This window comes from Kitasatospora sp. NPDC088346, assembly GCF_044740765.1.
Classification (GTDB): Bacteria; Actinomycetota; Actinomycetes; order Streptomycetales; family Streptomycetaceae; genus Kitasatospora.
Window position 1 is genome coordinate 39,898 of the sequence record NZ_JBIURH010000029.1, and the last position, 22,876, is coordinate 62,773.

A 22,876-nucleotide genomic window follows, 5' to 3' on the forward strand; every position below is an offset into this window, starting at 1 on the left:
CGGACCGGTGTCACAGGCCGACCTCGTCGATGGCCATGGTGAACTGGTCCGGGCGGTTCACGACCAACTGCGGGTTGGACGAGTTCAGCGCGTGCCCCGAGGCCACCAGGCTCGCGGTGAGGGAGTGGAAGAACTCCGAGATCGCCCGTCCGACGTCCGCACCGGACTTGGCGATGAAGGCGAACTCGGGCCGGGTGGCGACCTCGACCATGGTCTGCGCCTGCGCGTCGCCGATACCGCAGGCGATGATGTTCGGGGCTGCCGGGGTCCGGCCCCGGTCGGTCAGGGCGGCGTGCGGCCGGTGCCAGGCGGTTCCGTCGGTGGGCAGGCCGTCGCTGAGGAAGAAGACCACCGGGCGGTGCACCTTGTAGCCCTCCCCGCGGAGCCACTGCACATCCGAGGGGATCCGCTGCAGCAGGTCGTCGAAGACGGCCCGGTAGTTGGTCACCCCGCGGATCTCCACCCGGGGCACGGTGGTCTCGGTACGCATGTCGGCCACCGCGAGCCGGACCTGCACATCGTCGGAGAAGCCCAGCACCGCCAGCCGGAGCTTGGCCGCGATCATCGGCTCCGCGCGCAACCCCTCGCACAGGGACACCACGCCGCCCCCCAGTTCGCTCTGGTACGGCGCCATCGAGCCCGACTCGTCGGCCACCACGTAGGCCGGCAGCAGGACGCCCTTCGTCTCCGCCATCAGTAATCCGCCTCCTTCACTTCCACGCACGGATGTCGCGGGCGTGTCCGCCGGGGCCGCAGGCAGGTCCGCCGGGGCCGCAGGACCGGTGGCCCGCACCGCTGATGCTGGCGTTTGACCGGGGAAGTGCACAGGTCAAGGCACTGGTCATAGATGACCAGTTGTCAGGGTAGGCTCAACGCCTGTTCCGGATCGTGGGGAGAAGGGCCAGGCTGTGGCGGAAACGCTCGGAGCGTTGGTGCGCCGCCTGCGCAAGCAGGCCGGCATGACGCAGTTTCAGCTCGCGGAGCTTGCCCAGTTGGGCGAACGTACGATCGGCAGGATCGAGAACGACAAGCCCTTCGACCACCGGCTGGGGACCGTCGCACGACTGGCGGACGCGCTGGAGGCCGGCCCCGAGGACCGCCGGCGGCTGACGGCGGCGCTCGGCGGCGCCGAGGAGATACCGGCGCAGGAGCTGCCCGACCCCCCGTCCGCACCGCCGCGGGCGCACGGCCCGCTCGCCGACGCCGCCGACGAGTTGGCCAGGGAGAGCAAGCGGCGCTGGCGGCGCGAGGAGGCCCAGCACCGGGTGCACCACCCTTTCGCGCTGCCGGTGCGGTGGCGGCAGGTACCCGCGGGAATGTCCGACCGGTCGGAGAACACCCAGCGCCTGGCCCCGGGTGACACCTCGTCCGAGGTGGACCTGAGCGGCGACCTGCGCCGGGTGGCCGAGGTCTACCGGCGGATCCGGTCCGGGCGGCTGGTGGTCCTGGGCCGTGCCGGCTCGGGCAAGTCGATCCTGGCGATCCGGTTCGCCCTGGACCTGCTGGACGCCCGGGCACGGTCCGAGCGGGTGCCGGTGATCTTCAGCCTCGGCTCCTGGGACCCGACCGCCGTCGCCCTGCGCGACTGGCTGATCGAACGGCTGCTGCGCGACTACCCGCATCTGGCCCGCCGGGTCCCGAGCGGGAAGTCGCTCGCCGCGGACCTCCTCGACGACGATCTCATCCTGCCGGTCCTCGACGGATTCGACGAGATCGCGAAAGGCTTACGCGGCGAGGCACTCGATGCGCTCAACCTCTCCCCGCTGCCGCTCGTCCTGACCAGCCGTCACGGCGAGTTCGCCGACGCGGTCCGCTCGGAACACGCACCGCTCGCCTCGGCCGTCGTCCTCGAGCTGTGCGACCTGACCCTCGACGACCTGCGCGACTACCTGCCCCGGACGGATCCTGCGTTCCCGGACCCGCCCGGCCCCGACCAGCCCGGCGCGACCTGGGACACCGTCCTGGACGAAGTGCGGCGCACGGAGAGCGCAGGGGGCGCGAACCTCGCCACCGCCCTGAGCACCCCGCTGATGATCGCCCTCGCCCGGACGATGTACAGCGACACCCCCGACCGCCAACCGGGCGAACTGCTGGACACCACCCGGTTCCCCGACCCGCAGGCCATCGAGGAACACCTCCTCGCGGGCTTCGTCCCCGCCGTCTACCGGCGCCGCGCCCCCGAACGGCTCGACAACGGCCGTCCCCACCGCGGGCAGTGGGACCCGGAGCGCGCCCAGCGATGGCTCGGCTACCTCGCCCATCACCTGGTCCGGCTCGACCGCGAGCGCCAGGACCTCGCCTGGTGGGAACTGGGCACCAGCATGCGCCGCTCCTCACGCACGCTCATCATCGGATTCCTGGCGGGACTGGCCTTCGGCGTCACCACCGCCGTCGGCAACCTGCCGGTGGACCTGGTCGCGACCTCGCACGGGCTCAGGTTCGCGATCGTGCGCGGACTGGTGGTCGGGGTCCTGCACGGGCTCGCGGCCGGACTGCTCTTCGGGCTCGTGTACTGGTACGCCTCCGAACGCGAGGCCTTCAAGCCGTCCCCCGTACGCATCAGGCTCTCGGGCGGGACCAGGAAGACACGCGGGAACGCCCGCGCCAGGTTCCTGGTCGGGCTGGGCTGCGGGCTGGCTGCCATGGCCATGTTGGTCCTCATCGACGAGGGGGTCGTCGCACCGCTCGGGCTCGGGGACGGCCAGCGAGGCGACGGACTCCTGACCGGGCTCGTGTTCATACCCGCGATCGCTCTCGCGACCGGACTCGTGTTCGCCCTGATAGCCGTGCTCGAAGCTCCCGTCAGAACCGAATCCGTCGTCAGCCCGGCCGGCCTGCTGGACATGGACCGCCGCAATGTCGCCTTCCACCTTGTCACCTGGGCACTCGTGATCGGACTCCTGGTCGGGTTCCTCAACGGGATCGTGTACGGGCCCGTGCGCGGACTCGAGGTCGGCACCGTGTTCGGACTCGAAGCCGCCTTCGGGGCCGGGCTCGGGTACGGGCTCAGCCTGACCGCGTGGGGTCAGTGGGTGGCCCTGTCCCGCATCTGGCTCCCGCTGACCGGGCGACTGCCCTGGGCCCTGCTCGCCTTCCTGGACGACGCCCACCAAAGAGGTGTGCTCCGCCAGGTCGGCGCGGTGTACCAGTTCCGCCACGCCCGGATCCAGAGCCACCTGGGCCGGGCCTTCCAGGAGCGTCACGAGCCCCGCCGACGGGGACCGTCGGGCAGCGGGGGCCCGGCCCGGGCCACCTGACCTGGACGCAAGCCCGGTCCCCGGGATCCGCACAAATCGTTCGAGCACCGGTGCAGACGTGCAGTGGAGGGTGAGGGTGACCATGAGAGCCGAGGACGGTGCGCGAAGCACCTGGATGAGGACCGTCGTTGCGGTGGCGACGGCCTGGGGAGCCGCGGGCGTCGTGGGCGTCCTCGGGACCGGAACCGCAGCCGCCCAGCCGGCCTCACCCACACTGCGGTACAGCTGCACCTTCCCGACGATCGGCGCCCAGCCCATCACCGCGAGGATCTCCACGGACATCCCCAGGTCGCTCGCGGCCGGCGAGCCCAGTCCGCCGTTCGCCATCAACGCGGCCGCCACGGTGGACGCGTCCTTCACCTTCGGACTCCGCTACATCCTCGGCGTGAGGATCATCGAAGGCTCCCTGGACGCCCAGACCACCGTCACCGCGCCCCAGGGCGGGATCGGTGTCCCCGTGCACCTCACCATCACCAAGGCCACCATCCCGGCATCCGGTTCCTTCGACATCCCGGCGACCGGCACCGCACCCACGCTCACCTTCACCGAACCGGGCAGCGCAAAGATCACCGCCGGCAACTTCACCCTGCACCTCGTACCGGAGGACGCGAACGGCAACGTCACCGGCCCGGGCAGGACCAACGTGCCGTGCACCCTGAACGCCGGACAGGACAACGTCGTGGCGACGCTCGACATCACGGCGCCGAGGACGACGACCGGCACGACCGCCCCGGGAACGCCCGGCACCCCCGGCGCCGCCGGCGGGCCAACAGCAGCCCCGGACACCGCCACACCGACCGGTCCCACCGCTTCCCCTCTGCTCGACGGCTCCGCCACCGCGACCGCCGTGCCCACCAGCCCCACTGGCGCACCCGCGTCCGACGGCTCCGGCACCGCGCCCGCCGGTGCCGCGCCGCCGGACTCGACGAGATCCACGATCAACGCTGCGGCGACGACCACCGCCACGACCGGCGGCCGGGGCACCGGCGGCGTGGTCGTCCTGCTGGCGGGCGTCCTTGCCGCAGCCACGGCGACAGCCGCAGCCGCGTTCCGCTTCGGCCCGCGGCTGAAGCGCCGACGCGCGTCTCAAGGGGATTGAGTCATGGCACGTTCCTCCCCGTACCCGCTGAGCTGCGGCGTCGCGCGGTGCACAGGATCGCCGCGGCCCGCCCCGACCACGACACCGTCCGACCCTCAAGCCCCAGGATCGCTTTGATCACGGCTTCTCAATCCAGCCGGTCCGGGCGAGGCGGCTGGCACACTGCTCGGCATGAGTGACTGGTATGAGCAGTTAGAGCTGGGCAGCAGAAGACCCCCTCCGGCCTGCGGGCCTTCCGCGTGACCACCGACCCGGCCGCCGCCGGCCACGGCACGGTCATCGACACCGACGGCCACGCCCACCACACCTACGGCATCACGGGGGACGAACTCGTCCTCATCCGCCCCGGCGGCTACATCGCCGCCCGCCGCCCCGCCGACGACCTGGCCGCCGTCCTCGCCCTGGTCGCCACCGACGGCCTGTGACCCCGCCCTCGCCGAGAAGACCCGTCCGCCCCGGTGGGAGCAGGCGGGCGCTGAACACCGGAGGCCGGCCGTGCTGCCCAGTCGCGCCCTGGCAGGACTGGCGGGACTGGCGGCCACCCGGCATGCCGACCGGTCGGGCGGTACCGCCGGTGACGGCCCGGACTGTGCGTCCAGTGTCCGGCGGATACCGGCAGCAGCGCCACGGCGCCCCGGTGCATCCTGGCGCTGTCCTGCCGAGCGGTCGCAGCCGGGCGTCATCGGTTCATTCCGCGGAGCCCGTGTGTCTGATGAGGATGTGCTGCAGCTCCTCGACGACTGCGGGAACGGTGCCGCTGCGCCGCACGAACGATGTCCGCCGCATGCCCAGCTCCTGGACGGTGGCCCGCAACTCGACCGGGAAGCGGGTGTCCACCGCGACGGCCGTGGTGAGTGTGGCCCCCAGCCCTTCGGCGACGAGACCGTGGATCATGTTCAGATCGTCGGTGCGCATCAGCACCCGCGGATCGAACCCCACCGACCGGCACACGCGGCGCAGCACCCGGTCCGATGCCTCGCCCTCGTCTCGGCTGCAAACCCAGTCCACGTCCGCCAGCTCCGAGAAATCCAGCTCGGGCAGCCTCGCGAGAGCGCTGTGTCGGGCGACCAGCACTTGATAGGGCTCATCCAGCAGCACGGTCAGCGCCAGGTCGGGGGAGATGAATGCGGGATCGTCCGCGAAGTCGTAGATGAGGCCGGCGTGCACCTCTCCTCCGCGTAGCAGGCGCACGATCTCGATCGGTTCGGCTTCGACCACTTCGACCTGGACCCGGGCACGTCCTCGGAGCTCTCGGATCGCGGCCGGCAGCAGCCGCGATCCGATCGATGCGAACGTACCGACCCTCAGGGTCGCCAGGCCTGCATCCCGGTGCGCCGTGACGAGGCGTTCGGCCTGCTCGATGCGTTCCAGGATCTGTTCCGCCTCGGTGGCGAACGCCGTGCCGAGCGGGGTGAGCCGGGTGCCGCGGCGGTCCCGGTCGACCAGCTTCACCCCGAAGTGCCGCTCCAGCGCCCCGAGATGATGCGAGATGGTCGGAACCCCGTACCCCAGTGTCTCCGCCGCACGGCTGAGTGAACCGCTGTCGCGGATGGCGAGGAGAACGCGGAGCTGCTGTGGCTGAATCACGGCATAGATTGTATGACCAAGAGTGCTATTTCTTGATATTCCGCCGATGGCCGGATCTGATTACTCTCCTGCGCATGACGACCGTGGACACCCGCACACATCACGTGAAGCACGCAGACGCCCCCTACGCCGACGCGCTCCGCTCGCTCGCCCGGATCGACTGGCAGCGGCTGCATGTGCCTGCTCATCAAGGGCGCGAGGACAATGCCCCGGGCGTTGCGGCCCTGCTGGGTGCGGGCGCTCTGTCGCTGGACTTCCCGATGAGTGTGGCCGGCATCGACCAGCAGAGCTGGCGAGTCGCCGAGCCCGGACGCCCCACGCCGCTCGGGCGGGCGCAAGGCCTCGCCGCGGATGCCTGGGGAGCACGCCGGGCATGGTTCCTGACCAACGGGGCATCCGGTGGCAACCACATCGCCACCACCGTCGCACGTGCGCTCGGCGTCGAGGCCATCGTCCAACGCAGCGTCCATTCGAGTGTCGTCGACGGCATAGCCCACGTCGGGCTTGTGCCGCACTTCGTCCAAGGGGCCGTCGACAGCGGTCTCGGCGCCGCCCACGGCGTCACCGCGGCACAGATCGATCAGGCGCTGCGCGAGCACCCGGACGCCGCCGCCGTCTTCGTCGTGAGCCCCAGCTACTTCGGCGCGGTCGCCGACATCGCGGCGCTGTCCAAGACCGCCCACGCACACGGTGTGCCGCTCATCGTCGACGAGGCGTGGGGTGCCCACTTCGGGCTGCACCCAGACCTCCCGGCGAACGCCGTCCGTATGGGCGCCGACCTCGTGATCTCGAGTACGCACAAGGGGGCGGGCTCCCTCACCCAGTCGGCGATGCTCCACCTGGGCCACAGCGAGCACGCGCAGAGGATCGAGCAACTCGTCGACCGCGTCGTCCGGTCGTACCAGTCCACCAGCTGCAGCCCGCTCCTGCTCGCATCTCTGGACGAGACCCGGCGGCACCTCGTCGTCGACGGCTCCCGGGCGATCGGTGCCGCGCTCGCTTCGGCGGAGGCGATCCGTACCGGGATACGGGCGAGTGCACGGTTCCGTGATGCCACGGGCGACATCGCGGCAAGTCCCGGTACGGCCGGCTTCGACCCGTTCAAGATCGCCATCGACCTGCGCGGGGCGGGAATCACCGGGCAGCAGGCGCAGCATCGTCTCATCACGGACCACCGGATCTACAGCGAGCTGGCCACCCCGGCGACGCTGCTCCTGCTTGTGGGTGCGACCTCGCCCACCGATCCGAAACGATTCCTGAAGGCGCTGGACGACCTCCCGTTTCTCGGCACGGCACGCGAGAACGCCGCCTGCCTGCCCTCGCCGGGGGACCGGGTGATGGGAGTGCAGGAGGCGTTCTTCGCCGACACGGCCGTCGTCCCGTTCGCCGAAGCGGCGGGCCGTGTCTCGGCTGACTCACTGGCCGCCTACCCACCCGGAATTCCGAACGTCCTCCCGGGCGAGGTCCTGACCGCAGAGGTCATCGACTACCTGCGCACCATGGCCGCCGAACCGTCCGGCTACGTCCGCGGCGCCTACGACCCGCTGCTCGATCGGTTCCGGGTCGTCGCCCAGACCTGACGGCGCCTTGCGGCGCGCGCCGAGGCGGATGGCGGGCCCGCCCGGGGGCCGGGGTCTGCTCCGGTTCCACAGATCCTGGTCGTGCAGGGCGAGCAGGGCCCGCTTCACCCGGGACGGCGGCGACTCGTCGTTGCCCCGCCATCCAGGGTGCCGGCGCTCGAGCGGGCGATTCGGGTGACTACCTGGAACACCCCGGCCCGCACCACCGCGATCGCCTGCCGCTGGCTCGAGGACGGCACAGTGGACCACTTGGAAGCGCAGAAACGAAGTGACGCCAAGGCCCGCCGAGCACTCGCCGGACAAGAACCGGAAGGTCTACCGTTCATCAGTCACCCCTCGTCCTGCTTCACATGGCTGGCGCTGCCCGCCGACGCCCGCGCCGATCGCCTGACCGCCACCCTCGCGCGTCAGCACATCTCGGTGAGTACGGCGGGGCCCTTCGCCACCTCGAACCACATACCGCAGGCGCTCCGCCTGGCTCTCGGCTCGTACCGATCTGGACAGTCCCAGTCGGCGCTGCGCACAGTGCGACGAGTCGCCATCAAGGACGCCTACGCCTGAACTCCACGCGACCAGCCGATTCCCGACAACCCGGGCCAAGGCCGCCAAGGGCTCGCAGAAAATCGACCCGGTGATTGATTCTCTGTGAGTGGCGGCCTGACGGACAGTCAGCCCGCCGGGCCCGCACCGGGCGGCCGGCTTCCGACCAGCCGGGCAGCGGCCGGTGGGCGATCGGGCAGCGGCGGCCCCGGGGGCCGTCCGACCGCCCCCGGCGGGCCTAGCCTCCACGGAGTGATGGCACCACCACCCGCAGGAGCGTTGACCCCCAAGGGCTGGGCGAGCCGCCCGCCGGGGGACAGCGGCAGAGTGCGCGGTCAGGGGCGGCGGGTACGGGCGGCGACGTAGCCGGTCAGTCCGCCGAGGGCCACGCACAGCGGGGAGTGCAGGGCCAGGTCCCAGTGCACGAATTCCTCGGGCCGTTCGCCCGGGGCCAGGCCGGAGGAGGCCAGGCCGCCGACCCCGCGCAGCGCCAGTACCCCGGCCACCGTCCACATGCCCGACCGGACCAGGCGCGAGGACCCGAGCGGCCGCTCCGGTCGGGCGCCGGTGACGACCAGCCAGGCGGCGGCCCCCAGCAGTCCCGTGACCGCAAGCGTGAGCGGCGCCGACGGTAGCTGCGACTCGTCCACCCCGACCACCACCGCGGCGAACTCCTCGCGGGAGCCCAGCGGCCACGGCGAGACGGCCCACACCACGTGCAGCGCGCCGATCCCCGCCAACGCAGTCCCCGCCACCGCCGAGGCCGCCCGGACCGCCGGGCCCGCCTCGGGAACCCCGGCCGTCCCCTCGGCGGTACCCGCGGACCGGCCCGCCCGCGCGGAACCGAGCAACCACTCCACGACCTTCATGTCGCCACCCCTTCGCCGACACTTCCGTACAGTGCTGTACGGATAATCCATACAGTACTGTACGGACCATGGCGAAGGGCAAGGTCTGCAGGGACGACTGGACGATGGCGGCGCTGCGCGCCCTGGCTCGCGGCGGGGTCGCCGCCGTGGCGGTGGACGGGCTGGCGAGGGAACTCGGTGTGACGCGCGGCAGCTTCTATTGGCACTTCGACAACCGGGAGGCCCTGCTGGTCGCCGCCCTGGAGGCCTGGGAACTGCACGCCACCACCGAGGTCGTGGCATCCGTCCGCACCCTGGAGGATCCCGTCGCCCGGGCCCGCGCCCTGTTCGGCGAGGCGCTCGGCAGCGAGGAGATCGCCGGACTGGAGCCGGCCCTCGCCGCCGAGACCGGCCAGCCGGCCGTCGCCGAGGTCGTCGCCCGGGTGATCGAGACCCGGATCGCCTTCCTCGCCGAGGTCTTCACCGACCTGGGCCTCGACCGGCCGACCGCCCGCCACCGGGCGCTCGCCGCCTACGCCGCCTACCTCGGCTGGCTCGAACTGCGCCGAACGGCACCCCAGCTCGCACCCGAGACCCTGCCCCAGGACCCGCGCTCACCGGCCGCCTTGGACCACCTTGTCGCCCTGCTCCTGGCCCCGGCCCAGCCCCCGGTCCAGCCGTCGACGCCCGCTGCCGAGCCGGCGCCGTTCCGAGCGGTCCCCGGGGCCGACTGAGGAGGCCCGCCGCATCCGCCGGCAGCGGCACGTGAACAGAGGCCGAAGCGACCCGGGACAGTGCCCGCGCTCACGCCCGTGGCACCCGGTTGCCCGTATGCTCCCTGGGATCTGGCGTTCCACGGCCTGCCCCCTCGCCGGGGCGGTCCACCGGCTCGGACGCGGCGTGGTGTGGGGCGCCGACTTCGGTATGGACCCGTTCAGTGCCGAGGTGCTCGCGGCCGCTCGGGCGGCGGAGGGCCTGGATGAGAGGCGGCCTTCCGTCTCCACCGTTTCCCGGTCAGGAGCGTGACCGGCGCCTTGTCCGGCCCGGCGTCTGTCAGCCTGGGCGCGGGCGAACCCGAAGAAGAAGCGCCGCCCGGCGACCGAGCGTGCCGATCCGGCCACGACCGCCCAGGCGAGAGCCGTACCGCGGGACCTGACTGCCCGTAGCACCAGGACCGACCATCGCCTAGGTGATCGATTCCAAGTGGTTCGGAGGAGTTGGGAATTGGGTCGCCGGAGCGTGGATGAGGCCATACCGTCACGCCCCATGACGCTGCTCTCCGTCAAGGTCGGCAGGCCCCGGCCCAGCCTGTGGAAGGGCTTGAGGGCGACAGGCATCGACAAGCGGCCCGGCCACGGCCCAGTCGCCGTCAGCTCCCCCGGCCCGAAGGGCACCGGCGATGTTGGTCTTGTCGGAGATCGGGTGTACGACGTGAAGCACCATGGCGGCGCTGACCAGGCCGTCCACGCCTACGCCGGACAGGATCTCGACGGCTGGGATGATGGGACTCCTTGAAAACGGCTGTGGCCGCAGTTCCGTGAGGGGCCGCTGCGGAGGTCGCTACCCGGCAGCCACGACCTGGCCGGCCGTGACCTGGGGAGGATTGGGGAGCAGTGACGCGAGGTTGTCCCGCACGAACTCCGTAGCCGTCTGGATTGATTCCTCGGCCCCGGCTTGGTCTTCAAAGACGCTGGTGGAGACCATCACTCCGTCCCCGGCGTCAACCCAGTAGTAGGCCACGAATCCGGGCACCTGGCGAAGGAGGGGCACGAATCCCTCGGCCACGCGGCGTCCTGCCTCCGCAGGATCGGTCACCCCTTCGTACCGCCGCACTGCTGCGTACACGCTGGTCTCCTCATGGGTCCCGGGTCATCTGGTGCGAGACGACATACCCCTCACCGGGCGTCTCTCGCTCACGAGATATCCGGAAGGCACCCGGATGGCCGCAGCCACGGCCGGCTCCGGGCCCGGGACGAAACGAGGCTTCACGGAACTGCGGGCAGAGCCTTGAAAACGGCCAGTGTCGCTCCAATTCCCCACTCTGTAGAAGGCTGAACGATGTGGGGAATGGGGTGAGCGGGAATCGGCTGGGCCGTGGGTGAGCGGGTCGGTAGGCTGCGGCCATGGTCGAATACCACGGCTGGATCAATGTAGGAGAGCGCCAACGCCGACGACGATGACGACGGCCGTCTGCGGGGGATCGTCGAGGGCATCGAGCAGCGCATCCGGGAGATCGGCAGCCCGTATCTGCTTGATCTGCGGTGGATGAACGGGCAGGTGTTCGTCCACTTCGGGGGGTTCTGCAACCACCGTGACGTGGAGATCGTGGAGTTCTTCAGGGAGGCCGGTGAGCGGGCGCCGGGTTCGTACGGCCTGCTGCATGTGCGCCACGACGAGGACGCCGCCCGGGAGAACGAGGTCCTCGTCATCAGGATGGTCCGCGGGCGGGTGACCGAGCACGCGGAGCCACTGCTGTCGCCCTGTATCCCTGCGCTGGAAGATCCGTTCGAGGGATAGGCCAGAGCCCCCCGGACCCGCCCCGGAGGGACGTCGGTGCTCGGCCGCGGGATGGTCGGCAGGGCGACGCCGGTGATCGGCCGGCCGCAGTGCGGGCGGTTGCGGACCGCGGTGGGCGCGCGCGTCGGTGGTTTTCAATCGTGGGGGCGGCGGCAGGACAGGCATCGCCGGTGCGGAGCCTGCGACGGCCGGGTGGGGGTCAGCCGGGTGTCAGTGCCGGGTCAGGTGTCCGGGGCATCCTGAGGGCACGTCAGGGAACGCCACCGGTTCCCTGGCCGGGAGAGGTGTCCGGAGCGGTTCATCGGGTGCCTGGCCGGCAACGGCCGAGCAGGGTCCGCAAGGGCCCGCGCAGGTTCGAATCCTGCCCTCTCCGCCGCACCGGCCCGGCCGCTGCCCACGGCGGTCCGGCCCGCCCGCCGTCGCTGGACCGGCCCGAGCTGCCGCGCTCGCATTCGTCGGCGGCGATCAGCCTGCCGTGACCGGCCACCTCGATGTCGTAGATCTCGTTGTCGCCGTCGGCGGTACCGGCCGGTGTGACGGTGAATCCGCCGGTCCCGAAGCCCGGGTCGGGAGTGCCGTTCTCCAGGTAGCGGCCGGCCGGGAAGTTGCTGTCCACGAGGAACTCGGAGGCGGCGACGCTGCCGCCGATCAGGATCCGGCCGTCCGCCAGCACCACGAGGTTCCCGGGCTCGTCGTCCCCCGGACCGATCGAGGTGTAGCCGGCGACCGCCGTCCCCGAAGGAAGGGCCGAGCGTACCGTCGGGCAGGTGACGGGCGAGTGCCCGGTCCTCGCCGCCGGTCGCCGGCACGGCATGCCCGGTGGCGACGATCCTGCCGTCGGGCTGGACGGCGATCCGCCAGATGTTCTCGTCACCGTCGCCGCCCGCGGCCGACCCCGGGGTCAGCACGTGCCGCCGGTGCCGAACCGCGGATCCAAGGCCCCCGCCCGCCCGGACGGATGCCCCGCCGGGCCCGGTGCCGCGTGTGCCGCCCCGCTGGGAAGAGCTGCGGCGAGCCCCGCGCAGAGCACCGCCGTGGCGGCGATCAGCCGCTGGCGGGGCGTAGGTGGAGTTCCGCATTCGTACGGATCATGGGGTTTCTCCCGCGTCCCGGTCAGGTCGCCAAGGATCCTGGCGGCGCGTCACCGCGAACCCGGTTCCGGCGAAAGGCCGATTGCGGGCGGCCCACCCCGGGCACCGGGCGCCCGAACTGCCCCACCCCGGAGCACACCTCGACACCGCCGAACGGGTGCGGGCATCTCCCGCGACGGCCGTAGGGCGCGCCGTCGGACCGCACGGCGTGGACTGGTGGACGATCGGCCTCGGGCCGATCCCGGCCGCCGAGGGGGGATCCGACGCTGCGCGACGTGCAGGTCTTCACGGAGGAGGAACCATGATGGCGGGCAAGCCAAGCATCGTCTTCGCCCACGGGCTCTGGGCCGACGGGTCGTGCTTCAGCAAGCTCATCCCGACGCTCCAGGCCGAGGGGCACGAGGTCTTCGCCTCGCAGCACGGCCTCAACTCCCTGGAGAGCGACGTCGCGTGCGTGAACTTCACGCTCAACCACGTGCCCGGGCCGATCGTGCTCGTCGGTCACTCGTACGGTGGCACGCTGATCACCAAGGCGGGCACCCACGACCGGGTCGGTGCGCTGGTCTACATCGCCGCGCTCGGCCCGGACGAGGACGAGACCTCGCAGCAGCACCAGGCGCAGTTCGCCGCCACGCCGGTCTTCCAGCACATCGAGGTCGCCGACGGGCGGCTGTGGCTGAAGGCCTCAGGGGTTCCGGATTTCTGCGGGGACCTCCCGGAGGCCGAGCAGAAGCTGGTGCTGGCGACGGGTGCGGTGCCGGTCGCGGACCTGTTCGACCAGCAGGTCCCGGGTACCGCCTGGCGCACGAAGCCCAGCTGGTACATCGTCGCCAACAACGATCGCACCGTGAACCCCGACCTGGAGCGCTTCGCAGCCGAGCGGATGGGCGCGAAGACCTACGACGTCGACAGCAGCCACGTCCCGATGCTGTCCCACCCGGACTTCGTCCTCGACGTGATCCGCCACGCGGCGAAGGCCCTGTAGCACGCGGCCCGGTCGCCCCGGTACGCGCGACGGCGCCCCGCCCGGCCCCAGAGGCTCGGAGCGGGGCGCCGTCGCGCCTACGGGGCCGTGCGGCCGGGAAGGTGCGACGGTACGACGGTACGACCACGGGGGAGGCCGGGCGGCGCGACGTACAGCCGCGGCCTGACCTGGTACGGCGCTCGGCACTGAGCCCTGCGCAACTGTGGCACCCAGGAGGCGTTGGTCTTCCGGCACGAGAACCAAGGAGCGGCTTCCTGGGGCGTACTCCTCGACAGCCTCCGGGACGACGATCCGGCGGTGTTCATCCGGGCGGACCTCGCCGACGAGTCGGCCGAACGCTGGGAGAGCTGGTTGGATCGCCACTCGCTCTGCTTCGTCGAGATCGTTCTGTCCGAGGCCGGACAGGCCGGAGGTGGGTCATGCGACTTCCTGGATGCCGATGACGACGCCATCGAGGAACTGGAGGAGATCTGCGTCCGGCTGCCGTTCCCGGCTCACCCCGTCAGCGAGGATGAGCCCGGCACCCGCTGGTTCCTCGGCCAACGCGGGGATCTGGGGCGAGTTCCCTGAACTCCGGTGGGAGATCCGCTCGATCGCCTCGACCTTGGGTGACGTGCGGCCCGTTCTGAGACGTGAGATCGAGAACTTCCAGGCTCGGTAGGTCGCTGCCGTCGGCTGCCGCAGCCGAACGCGCCCGTGGGCCGTCTCGTCCGCAGATCGGGCTGAAGGCGATCGGGACAGGAGCGCTGTGGAGGTCGGGGCCGTCGGTTCGGAGCTCGATTCTGATCTGTTCTGACCGCATGTCAGAAGCGGGGCGGGCGGCTCCGTCCTGCGCAGTACGATCAACCAACTCCCAGCGACCAGCGACCCGGAGATGGCCGTCTGCCCATGGTCTTCACGCTCACGGAACTCCCGGATCAACTCTTCGTCGATGGCCGAACCTGCGGTGGTGCGGCGAGCACGGGCGCGGTGACCTGCTGGGATCTGGAGATCCCCGGTCGGCCCTCGCTCGTCGTTCGCGACACGGCCTGGACCAACGGCGAGCGCGATGTGGTTCTGCACCGCACCGAGACGCTGCCCGAGATGCCGGCCCGTCTCACCCAGCTGTTCAACCGCGAGCGGGCCGGCATCCATCGGGTGACCGCCGACCGGCGCCGAATCCTGGCCTACCTCGCTGTCCCGGAGGACGGCCGGGAGCGGCCGCGCCGTCGGCGGTCCCTCACCGTCCAGGACCTCGCCATCGCTTGCAACGCAGCCTGGTTCGCGCAGCTTCTCGGTGCCTCGGGTGTCAGCCTGACCTCCCCGCCGGCTCCCCGCCCGGGCGAGCCCGGCCGGGGGGAGCACGAGATTCACTTCGATGCCGACGACACCTACACCCCCGTCTTCGCCTACGTCCTCACCCGGCTGGTGCCGACTCTGCGCAAGGTCGGCTGGCTCGCGGGGTACTGAGCGGCAGGAGGGGCCGGTCGGACGGATCGGACCGCTGCCGCAGCCCGACACCCGGGGGGCGGCTAGGGGTAGAGGAGTTCCGTACCGTCGGCCCGGCGTCTGTCGAAGACCAGCCGGACCGCCGCGGAGCCTTCACCCACGGCGGTCGCCACGCGCTTGACGCTTCCGCTCCGCACGTCGCCGACGCAGAACACGCCGGGGACGCTCGTCTCGAACGGCAGCGGTGCGCGACGGTCCGTCAGGTTGGCGTCCAGGTCGTGGCCGGTGAGCACGAAACCCTTGGCATCCGTGGCCAGTTGGCCGTCGAGCCAGTCGGTGCAGGGTGTCGCGCCGATGAACACGAAGACCGCGGCGACCGCCGGCGTGGAGAGCCGGCCCGTGGCACGGTCGACGACCTCCAGGCCGGTGATCGAGGAGTCCGCCGTGATGCCGACGGCCTCCGTGCGCAGCCGTACCCGGATCCTCGGGTTCGAGGCGATGGCGTCGATCAGGTACCGGGACATCGAGTGGCCGAGGTCCTCGCCACGGACCAGGAGATGCACAGGATCGGAGGTACGGGCCAGGAACACGGCTGCCTGGCCCGCTGAGTTCGCGCCGCCGATCACCGCGACCGGCCGCCCGGCCGCGTTCCCGGCCTCCGCGACCGTGGCGGCGTAGTGCACGCCGTTGCCTTCCCAGGCCTCGATGCGTGGGACGGCGAGCCGCCGGTAGCGGGCCCCGGTGGCGACGATGACATCACGCGCGCTGAACGACCGCCCGTCCTCGCAGGTGACGGTGTGCAGGCCGCAGTGGGTCGCGAAAGCGGTGGCTCGGGTGTTGCGGTGCAGCCGGACCCCGAACTTCGCCGCCTGGATCACCCCGCGGGCGGCCAGCTCGGCGCCGGAGAGCCCGGCCGGGAACCCGAGGTAGTTCTCGATCCGCGACGACGTACCGGCCTGTCCGCCGAACGCGGCCGCATCGAGGAGCACGGTCCGCAGCCCCTCCGACGCCCCGTACACCGCTGCTGCCAGTCCGGCCGGGCCGCCGCCGACCACCAGCAGGTCACAGGAGTCCTGGCCGTCGTCGTCACCCGCGCCGGCCGGTGGCTCCCCGAACTCGGCGGCGACATCGGCGGGCAGCGGATTGCGCAGCAGTGGCCGGCCGGGCACCAGGACGATCGGAAGGTCCGTCACGGGCACCCGCAGCTCCCGCAACAGCGCCTCGGCGTCGGGCTGCTCCTCCAGATCGATCCAGGTCACGCCCATCCGGTTGGCCGAGAACGCCTGCATGAGCGCCCGGCACCGCTCGTCGTACCGCGAACCGATCAGCGTCAGCCCGGCGCCTTTGCGCACCAGGTTCGCCCGACGCGCGAGGAACATCCGCAGAATGTGTTCGCTGAGATCGGCGTCCTGGGACACGAGCGTGCGGATCCGCTCCAGCGGGACCCGGAGCACTCGGCCGGGGCCGCTCGTCACACCGGTGAACCGCGCCCGCTCGCCCGTCAGCATGTCGAGCTCGCCCAGGAACTCCGCCGGCCCGTACGACGCGATCAGACGCTCGTCCGGCTCGCCGAACCGCTCCACGACGGCCGCGGACCCTTCGAGGACGACGAAGAAGTCGTAGGCCGAGTCGCCCGCCGCGAAGAGAATCTCCTCCGAGGTGGCGCGGTGTTCCGAGCCGTGCGCCGCGAGCCTCCTGAGCTGCTCCGCGGAGAGCGGAGACGCCGGCGTCCAGGCCGGATTCCCGTTCCGGCCGGCCTCGGTCCGGTGGAACCGGTGCATGCGGTGCCTTCTTTCACCCGGGCGGCGGCGCGAGGACGTGCGCCCCCTGGTCCCGAATCCTCCGCCGGATCGACCACCGATTCACTCACCAAGGAGGTGAGGAGCACTCCGGATCCCCCGAACGGGCGAGGGGCGGAGCCGCACCATCCCCTGAGCGGCCAACGCCTGGCCGGCCCCCGCGGTCAGATGCCCGGGTCGTAGTCGGTCAGCGCCTTGCGTGCGCGGGCCAATTGCTCTTCCGGCAGATCGCAGGAACGCCGGGTCTCCCGGTCGAGATGCACCCCGGTCAGCACCGTCACGGCCACGACCTCGCCGGTCTCCGCGTTCTCCATCCGGTGGACGAAACGGATCACCTTGCTGTGCACCTCCAGGACCGCCGAGCGGACCACGACGAGGTCGCCCGCCCGTACCTCCTGCCGGTACGAGATCCGCTGGTCCACCGCGACCATGCCGCGGTTGCGGTCGCGCAGGTAGCTGGGCGTGATGCCGAGGCCCGCGAGGAGGTGCCAGGTCGCCTCGTCGAACTTGCCGACGTACCACATGACGTTCATGTGTCCCATGTGGTCGCAGTGCCACGGGTACACGGTCCCCTGGTAGGTGACCTCAAGCTCGGCGGCCATGTGGCTTCCTCGTCTTCGCTGCCTCGGAGCGCGGCGCTCCCGGGCGGGGCGCGGGCCCATGTTAGCAAGCGTTAACGTAACCTCCGGTCGTCCATCCGGCGGCCTTTCGGTGGCCCGTCAGGTCGCACCGGGGCGCGGCAGGCGGGGAACCCAAGGCTCGTGGCCGGGCCGGCGACTTCGAGATCATCGAGTACATCCTGCGCGGCCGGCCCGGAGGCGTGCCCGGCACCTGGGGCCACCACCCCCACCCGGCCGCCGACCACGGCCCCTTCGACCTGGTCCTGGCCGGAGGCCTCTTCGACTGCCTCGAAGCACGCTTCGCCCGAGCCCTGCCGCCGCGCCGCCGGGAACCGTCGCCGGACTGGACATCACCGACGATGCCACTGGCCTGACGCTGTTCGCGACGGTGCGGCGCGCTGACGAGCCGGGGTGATCCCCGCAGTCGGCTTCGTGTTCGTCGCCGACGCAGCCTCGATCGTCAGTCGAGGCCTTCGATGATGCGGAAGTCGCGCTCGACGCCGTCAGCAAGTGCGGCCAGCGCCTCCTGGTAGGCCGCGCTCGCATGCGCGGCGATCGCCTGTTCGAAGCTGTCGAACTCGATCAGGACGGTGCGCTCGGCGATTCCGGCGTCGTGTGCGACGACCCGGCTGCCGCGGGCGAGCAGCCGCCCGCCCGCGGCCTCGACGGCTGGACCAGCCAGCTTGTTGTAGGCAGCCAGCTTCTCGGGGTCCGCAATGGTGCGGTAGGCGCTGACCCAATAGGCCTTGGCCACGGTACCTCCTGTGTTCGGAATTGATGCTCGGAAGCATGTTCGGATCCATGGCCGGCGCGCTGTGGGTCGGCGAGCCGACGGAGACGGCGTCGAAGTCGGACGGCTTCGATCCTCAGCTCCCGGGTCGACTCGACCGGCCCAGGCCCGGCACACCGACTGCGGCTGTGATCGGATCGGTCCCGGGTGAGCGCCGGCGGGCGAGGGCGAGGCCGGCCATCGTCGTGATCGCCATCGCGGCGACACCGACCAGCGCCGCGGTCGTATAGGCGTCGTCGTTCGGGAAGAGGCGGCCCGTGGGGGTGCCGGCGGCCAGGACCAGACCGCCGATGGCGCTGCCCAGGGAGTACCCGACGCTGCGGACGACGTAGTTGAAGCTCATGGCGCTCGACGTCTCGCTCCTGGGGGTGACGGCCAGGATGACGCCGGGCATGGCGGCCGAGAAGCTGCCGACGCCGAAGCCCAGCACGCCCATGGCCGCGAGCAGTTCGGCCAGGTTGGCTCGGGCGGTGGCGAACAGGACGAACCCGCCGCCGACGATGGCGGCGCTGCCGGCCAGGAGCAGGGGGCCGTCGATCCGTTCGCGGACCCGCGGCGTGAGCCTGCCGGCGACGAACCCCAGCACGGAGAACGGGATGAGGACCAGCCCCGCCACGAAGGTGGTCAGTCCGAAGCCGTAGCCGGCACTGTGCGGCGTCTGCGCGTAGCGGGTGACGAGCGTGAGCAGGAGGTACATGCCGCTCCCGCCGACGAACATGGCGATGTTCGCCCCGGCGACCGCCGGGTGCCGTACCGCCCGGACGTCGACCAGGGGCGTCTTGGTGCGCAGTTCGGAAACGGTCCAGACGCAGAGCAGGAGTACGGCGGCGACGGCAAGGGTCACCGCCACGGCGAGGTGTCGGCTCCACAGGCTCCTGTCGCCGGCCAGGAACAGGACGAGGAGCAGTCCACCCGCCAGGACGAGCGCACCGGCCACGTTCACGTGAGCGGAGCGGCCTTCGGGAGCTGCGGGCATGGAGCGCCATGCGGTCACGAAGGCGATGGCGGTGACGAGCAGGCCGAGGCCGTAGGCGGCCCGCAGTCCGCCGAACTCGGCGAGCAGCGCGGCCAGCGGGTAGCCGACGCCGGCTCCGATGATGGAGACCACTGAGATCAGGGCGATCGTGGCCGCGCTGCGCTCCTCGGGAAGATGGTCGCGGGCCACGCCCATCATCAGCGCCGTGAGACCGAGGCCGACGCCTTGGGCCGCTCTGCCCACGAGCAGCCAGGCGAACGGCAGCGGCAGCACGGTGAGCGCGCTGCCGACGACGACGATCGCCAGCGTGGTGAGAATCGTGGCCCGCCGGTGCGGACCGGCTCCGAGCCGGCCGAGGACGGGTGTGGCGACGGCGCCGCTGAGCAGGGCGATGGTCAGCGTCCACTGCGCGCTGTCGAGGGAGACGTGGAACGTGGTCGCCACGCTGGTGATGAGCGGCGTCCCGAGGCTGGCGACCGCCGCCACGACCAAGGCGATGAACACCAGGGCGGGGACCAGCAGACGTGCCTCGGAACGTATCAGGGCAGTGCTCATGGGCTGGTCATGAGCCTGGGCCGCGGTCACCGCTCCGACTCCTCTCGGGCGTTGCCTTCGAGCTCCGCCAGATGCAGCAGCGCCGGAAGGGCTGCTGCCAGGGCCTCGACCTCGTCACCGGTGAGTTCGTCGATCAACCGCGCGTACGCGTCGACGCCCGCCTGGCGTCGCGTCCGGACGTACGACGCGCCGGCCTCGGTCAGGCACACCAGCGTGACCCGCTTGTCGGACGGATCGCCCTTCCGCTCGACCAGCCCGGATTCCTCCATCACCCGGACCAGGACGGTCATCGCGGGCTGGGTGACGCCCTCGGCCACCGCCAGATCGGTGATCCGTCGCGGGCCGGTCTTGTCCAGGGTGGCCAAGGTGGCGGCGGACGTCAGGCTCATGTCGCGGGGAAGGCGTCTCACGGCCCTGGTGGCCAGACCGTAGAGGGCTGACCCGATGGCATCGGAAGCGCCGTGCGCGGCGTCTCGGCGGCTCATGCCTGAAGCATAGCAGCTTTATATGAATCCTTTATGCATCTCCCGATCAGGGTTCGGCGATACTTGACTGACAACGCGTTCGCGATTGCCCCGGTCGACCGGGCCCGGCCGGGCAGCAAGCATCACCTGATCGTCGACCGGCACGGCACCCCGATCGCCGTCTCCCCGACCACCGGCAACCGCCATGTCGTCACACAGCTCCTGCCGCTCCTGGGCGCGATACCACGCATCCGGGGCCTGCGAGGACGACCACGTCGCCAGCTGCGCAGGCTGTTCGCCGACCGGGGCTACGACTTCGACAGGTACCGCCGCCGGCTCTGGAGGCGTGGGATCCAGCCGGTCACGCCCGTCGTGGCGTCGCTCACGGCTCGGGCCTGGGCAAGACCCGCTGGGTCGTCGAGCGGACCTTCGCCTGGCTCCACCAGTTCAAACGCCTGCGCATCCGCTACGAGATACGCGCCGACCTCCACCTCGGACGGCTCCGACTCGCCTGCAGCATCACCTGCCTGAGACGACTTCGAACTTCATTCCGAAACGATCGGGTGGTCGAGGGGCTCGGTGGCGAAGGTGTGGCTGAGCGGTACGCCGGTGGGCCGGAAGTGCCGGGCGTGGCCGTCGATCGTGAGCGTGGTGGTGCGGCCCTGCTGCGGCGTGCAAGCCAGGAGGCGCCGCCGAGAGGAAGGCGATGGACGGGCCGCCGGCGATGTGCGGCAAGGTCTCGGCGAAGAGGCTCGCAGCCGGCCCCCCGCCGAGTCGGCGGTCGCCGGGGACCTGGTCGAGCGCGCCGTCGGGAAGCTGCCGGGTCGGCGAGAGGTCCGCAGGGTGCCGCCGCCGACCGGGGCTTCTCCAGCAGCAGGAGGCCCCGGGGTTGCGACACCGGGCCGACGTATTCTGCAGGCAGGCAGCCTCCGGAGCCTCAATTCGCATCCACCGCACAGGAGTTCGGGGAGAGACGTGATGAACAAGCTGTTCATGAGGCGGGCCGCAGCAGATACCCGGAGAAGGACGTGCCGCGCCCCCGAAGGCCGGTGGCCCAGCCGCCGAACGCTGTTGAGGCGGGCCGCGCTCGGCCTGGCGCACACGGCCGGGGGACTGCCGGTAACCCTGCTCGCACACTGGCTGACCCGCTAGCACGGCGCTGCCCTGCTCCCGTCAAGGAGCAGGGCAGCGGACGCTGGAAGGCGCTGATCAAGGTGATCCACGCGGACCTCCGCGAACTGGAGGGCTGTGGCCGTCCCCGACTCGGCTGGCTCGACGGCGAGGCCGAGACCTACGCCTACCTGACCACCTATGCCGACTTCACCGTCGGCGAGGGCGAGCGGATCGTTCCCTCATCGTCACTCAAGAGCCTCACTTGCGCCCCGTCGGCGGCATCGTCGCCGCCCCACCACCACCTCCCTGCCTGAGGAGGCCGGCGGCGAGCGCAACTGGGACTACCGCTACGCCTGGCTGCGCGACGCCGCGATCACCCTCTCCTCCCTTGATGAGGATCGTTGAGATCGGCTCTGACCGGATCTCGTGAATCCGCAGGTCAGGGCGCGATTGCAGGACGTTCGCTCGGGGCAGCTCTCGATCGCGGGGGTCTGCTCGATCGAAGATGTGCTGTTTTCCGGGATCGATGTGTGCCTGGAGGCCGTGAGAGTCACCGCCTCGGTGGTGTTCGTCGATGCGGCGGCGGCGGCGTGCGGCAGGCCTCCGGACTGTCCGAGCCGCCGGCGGCAGGGACGGAGGGTGCACTCGACCTGCCCGAAGCAAGATCACTTCCCGGCTTGCCGGACATGCTCGGATCACGCCGCCGAGGGCGCCTCGGCCACCGGCACCGCGGCCCCCGACGGGACTTGCGATTACCTGTCGACAGCGTCGGTCACGCGCTTCCAGCCGTCCAGGTCTGCGATGCGTGCCTCCAGCGCGGCGCGTATGTCCGTGGCGCCGGAAGTGCCGAGGGCCAGGCGCAGCGGAGGATTGTGGCTGTCGACCGCGGTCCGGATGCCTGCGGCGATCCGCGCCGTAGAGGAGAACGCGGATGCCGGCAACTCTCCGATGCCTTTCTGGACCTCGCGGACGGTCTGGTCGTAGTCGGCCAGGCCGGCCGCGACATCGAGGTTGGCCAGGAAGGGGGTCGCGGTCAGCCCGGGCTGGATGATCGTGACCTTGATGCCGAGCGGTGCGACCTCGGCCACCAGCGCGTCCGACAGCCCCTCGACCGCGTACTTGGTCGCGGCCAGCAGCCCCACGCCGGGATGGGCGGACTGCCCGTAGACGGACGAGCCCTGGAGGATGTGCCCGGACCGCTGGGCGCGGAGCACCGGCAATGTCGCGCGGAGCACGTTGAGCACTCCGAAGACGTTGGTGTCGAACACGGCGCGAATCTGCGCGTCGGAGGCCTCCTCGACGGCTCCGAACAGTCCGTAGCCGGCGTTGTTGGCCACCACGTCGATACGGCCGAACCGTGCGAGTGTGCGCTCCACCGCTTCCCGGACGGCCTGCTCGTCGCGCACGTCCGCCTGGATGGGGAGCAGGCGCTCGCCGTGCACTTCGGTCAGTTCGTCCAGGGAGGCGGTGTCGCGGGCGAGCGCCGAGACGGCGTCGCCGCTCTCGAGCGCCTGGAGTGTCAGTTCGCGGCCGATGCCGGACGTCGCGCCGGTGATCAGCCATGTGCGGGGGTGGGTCTGCTGGTTGGATGCTTCGTTCATGTTGCGACCGTAGTGAGTTAGGTCGC

The 22,876-nt window shown here is 71.2% G+C and carries 22 protein-coding genes, 1 tRNA gene and 3 pseudogenes; 15 read left to right on the top strand and 11 right to left on the bottom strand.

Annotation, left to right across the window (positions count from 1 at the left end; genetic code table 11):
- Positions 1 to 10 precede the first annotated feature (10 nt).
- Positions 11 to 694, bottom strand: a complete 684-nt coding sequence (locus ACIOFR_RS28900) for a hypothetical protein (RefSeq protein ID WP_401002153.1) — start codon at positions 692 to 694, stop codon at positions 11 to 13.
- Between the two features lie 238 nt (positions 695 to 932).
- Between ACIOFR_RS28900 and ACIOFR_RS28905 the strand changes: the two genes are divergently transcribed.
- From ACIOFR_RS28905 to ACIOFR_RS28915, 3 genes are all read left to right on the top strand, one after another.
- A complete protein-coding gene (locus tag ACIOFR_RS28905; RefSeq protein WP_401002199.1) occupies positions 933 to 3,257 on the top strand; it encodes a helix-turn-helix transcriptional regulator in 2,325 nt (774 codons plus the stop codon).
- A 115-nt stretch (positions 3,258 to 3,372) separates the two neighbouring features.
- Positions 3,373 to 4,356: a DUF6801 domain-containing protein gene (locus ACIOFR_RS28910; protein WP_401002154.1), complete on the top strand. Its 984-nt coding sequence runs from the start codon at positions 3,373 to 3,375 to the stop codon at positions 4,354 to 4,356.
- Between the two features lie 239 nt (positions 4,357 to 4,595).
- Positions 4,596 to 4,781 (top strand): hypothetical protein, encoded by a 186-nt coding sequence (locus tag ACIOFR_RS28915; RefSeq protein WP_401002155.1) that lies wholly within the window; start codon positions 4,596 to 4,598, stop codon positions 4,779 to 4,781.
- Between the two features lie 262 nt (positions 4,782 to 5,043).
- Here ACIOFR_RS28915 and ACIOFR_RS28920 read toward each other — a convergent pair whose 3' ends face one another.
- Positions 5,044 to 5,943, bottom strand: coding sequence for a LysR family transcriptional regulator (locus tag ACIOFR_RS28920; RefSeq protein WP_401002156.1), 900 nt, complete (start codon positions 5,941 to 5,943; stop codon positions 5,044 to 5,046).
- Here ACIOFR_RS28920 and ACIOFR_RS28925 point away from each other — a divergent pair.
- Positions 5,931 to 7,523 carry an aminotransferase class I/II-fold pyridoxal phosphate-dependent enzyme gene (locus tag ACIOFR_RS28925; protein ID WP_401002157.1) on the top strand — a complete coding sequence of 531 codons (1,593 nt, stop codon included), beginning with the start codon at positions 5,931 to 5,933 and terminating at the stop codon, positions 7,521 to 7,523. The two genes, ACIOFR_RS28920 and ACIOFR_RS28925, sit on opposite strands and share 13 nt — an antisense overlap.
- Positions 7,524 to 7,697: 174 nt before the next feature.
- Positions 7,698 to 8,084, top strand: a complete 387-nt coding sequence (locus ACIOFR_RS28930; RefSeq protein ID WP_401002158.1) for a hypothetical protein — start codon at positions 7,698 to 7,700, stop codon at positions 8,082 to 8,084.
- Between the two features lie 314 nt (positions 8,085 to 8,398).
- Here the strand turns inward: ACIOFR_RS28930 and ACIOFR_RS28935 are convergent, their stop codons facing one another.
- Positions 8,399 to 8,932: a DUF3995 domain-containing protein gene (locus ACIOFR_RS28935; protein WP_401002159.1), complete on the bottom strand. Its 534-nt coding sequence runs from the start codon at positions 8,930 to 8,932 to the stop codon at positions 8,399 to 8,401.
- 68 nt (positions 8,933 to 9,000) lie between these two features.
- Here ACIOFR_RS28935 and ACIOFR_RS28940 point away from each other — a divergent pair, with 68 nt between their 5' ends.
- Both ACIOFR_RS28940 and ACIOFR_RS28945 read left to right on the top strand, forming a co-directional pair.
- Positions 9,001 to 9,645 (top strand): TetR/AcrR family transcriptional regulator, encoded by a 645-nt coding sequence (locus tag ACIOFR_RS28940; protein ID WP_401002160.1) that lies wholly within the window; start codon positions 9,001 to 9,003, stop codon positions 9,643 to 9,645.
- Between the two features lie 532 nt (positions 9,646 to 10,177).
- Positions 10,178 to 10,411 (top strand): annotated as a pseudogene (locus ACIOFR_RS28945) (MOSC domain-containing protein); the annotation flags it as partial.
- 60 nt (positions 10,412 to 10,471) lie between these two features.
- Here the strand turns inward: ACIOFR_RS28945 and ACIOFR_RS28950 are convergent.
- Complete coding sequence (locus ACIOFR_RS28950) at positions 10,472 to 10,756, bottom strand: hypothetical protein (protein ID WP_401002161.1); 285 nt, start codon at positions 10,754 to 10,756, stop codon at positions 10,472 to 10,474.
- Positions 10,757 to 11,056: 300 nt separating this feature from the next.
- Positions 11,057 to 11,200 (bottom strand): hypothetical protein, encoded by a 144-nt coding sequence (locus ACIOFR_RS28955; protein ID WP_401002162.1) that lies wholly within the window; start codon positions 11,198 to 11,200, stop codon positions 11,057 to 11,059.
- Between ACIOFR_RS28955 and ACIOFR_RS28960 the strand changes: the two genes are divergently transcribed.
- The 5 genes from ACIOFR_RS28960 (at position 11,135) to ACIOFR_RS28980 (ending at position 14,953) form a co-directional block, all read left to right on the top strand.
- Positions 11,135 to 11,428: an Imm7 family immunity protein gene (locus tag ACIOFR_RS28960; RefSeq protein ID WP_401002200.1), complete on the top strand. Its 294-nt coding sequence runs from the start codon at positions 11,135 to 11,137 to the stop codon at positions 11,426 to 11,428. The genes ACIOFR_RS28955 and ACIOFR_RS28960 overlap by 66 nt on opposite strands.
- Before the next feature lie 278 nt (positions 11,429 to 11,706).
- Positions 11,707 to 11,801: transfer RNA gene (locus tag ACIOFR_RS28965), tRNA-OTHER, on the top strand.
- 1,022 nt (positions 11,802 to 12,823) lie between these two features.
- Positions 12,824 to 13,504: an alpha/beta hydrolase gene (locus ACIOFR_RS28970; RefSeq protein ID WP_401002163.1), complete on the top strand. Its 681-nt coding sequence runs from the start codon at positions 12,824 to 12,826 to the stop codon at positions 13,502 to 13,504.
- A gap of 219 nt (positions 13,505 to 13,723) precedes the next feature.
- Entirely contained in the window at positions 13,724 to 14,074 is a 351-nt protein-coding gene (locus ACIOFR_RS28975) for a hypothetical protein (protein WP_401002164.1), read from the top strand.
- Between the two features lie 399 nt (positions 14,075 to 14,473).
- Positions 14,474 to 14,953, top strand: coding sequence for a hypothetical protein (locus ACIOFR_RS28980; protein ID WP_401002165.1), 480 nt, complete (start codon positions 14,474 to 14,476; stop codon positions 14,951 to 14,953).
- Between the two features lie 62 nt (positions 14,954 to 15,015).
- Here the strand turns inward: ACIOFR_RS28980 and ACIOFR_RS28985 are convergent, their stop codons facing one another.
- Positions 15,016 to 16,713: an FAD-dependent oxidoreductase gene (locus ACIOFR_RS28985; RefSeq protein WP_401002166.1), complete on the bottom strand. Its 1,698-nt coding sequence runs from the start codon at positions 16,711 to 16,713 to the stop codon at positions 15,016 to 15,018.
- Between the two features lie 182 nt (positions 16,714 to 16,895).
- Positions 16,896 to 17,333: an acyl-CoA thioesterase gene (locus ACIOFR_RS28990; protein WP_401002167.1), complete on the bottom strand. Its 438-nt coding sequence runs from the start codon at positions 17,331 to 17,333 to the stop codon at positions 16,896 to 16,898.
- 218 nt (positions 17,334 to 17,551) lie between these two features.
- Here ACIOFR_RS28990 and ACIOFR_RS28995 point away from each other — a divergent pair, with 218 nt between their 5' ends.
- The gene (locus tag ACIOFR_RS28995; protein ID WP_401002168.1) at positions 17,552 to 17,725 is read left to right on the top strand and encodes a hypothetical protein; all 174 of its coding nucleotides are present in this window, start codon (positions 17,552 to 17,554) and stop codon (positions 17,723 to 17,725) included.
- Positions 17,726 to 17,811: 86 nt separating this feature from the next.
- On the opposite strand, the gene ACIOFR_RS29000 is transcribed toward ACIOFR_RS28995, so the two are convergent.
- The 3 genes from ACIOFR_RS29000 to ACIOFR_RS29010 form a co-directional block, all read right to left on the bottom strand.
- Positions 17,812 to 18,105, bottom strand: coding sequence for a DUF1330 domain-containing protein (locus ACIOFR_RS29000; protein ID WP_401002169.1), 294 nt, complete (start codon positions 18,103 to 18,105; stop codon positions 17,812 to 17,814).
- Between the two features lie 112 nt (positions 18,106 to 18,217).
- The gene (locus ACIOFR_RS29005) at positions 18,218 to 19,672 is read right to left on the bottom strand and encodes an MFS transporter (protein ID WP_401002170.1); all 1,455 of its coding nucleotides are present in this window, start codon (positions 19,670 to 19,672) and stop codon (positions 18,218 to 18,220) included.
- Between the two features lie 26 nt (positions 19,673 to 19,698).
- On the bottom strand, positions 19,699 to 20,157 hold the full coding sequence (locus ACIOFR_RS29010; RefSeq protein WP_401002171.1) for a MarR family winged helix-turn-helix transcriptional regulator: 459 nt from the start codon (positions 20,155 to 20,157) through the stop codon (positions 19,699 to 19,701).
- Positions 20,158 to 20,244: 87 nt separating this feature from the next.
- On the opposite strand from ACIOFR_RS29010, the pseudogene ACIOFR_RS29015 reads away from it, so the two are divergent.
- A pseudogene (locus tag ACIOFR_RS29015) lies at positions 20,245 to 20,681 on the top strand (IS5 family transposase); the annotation flags it as partial.
- Between the two features lie 700 nt (positions 20,682 to 21,381).
- Positions 21,382 to 21,639, top strand: a pseudogene (locus tag ACIOFR_RS29020) (glycoside hydrolase family 15 protein); the annotation flags it as partial.
- A 362-nt stretch (positions 21,640 to 22,001) separates the two neighbouring features.
- Here ACIOFR_RS29020 and ACIOFR_RS29025 read toward each other — a convergent pair.
- Positions 22,002 to 22,850, bottom strand: a complete 849-nt coding sequence (locus tag ACIOFR_RS29025; RefSeq protein WP_401002172.1) for an SDR family NAD(P)-dependent oxidoreductase — start codon at positions 22,848 to 22,850, stop codon at positions 22,002 to 22,004.
- Positions 22,851 to 22,876: the final 26 nt, after the last annotated feature.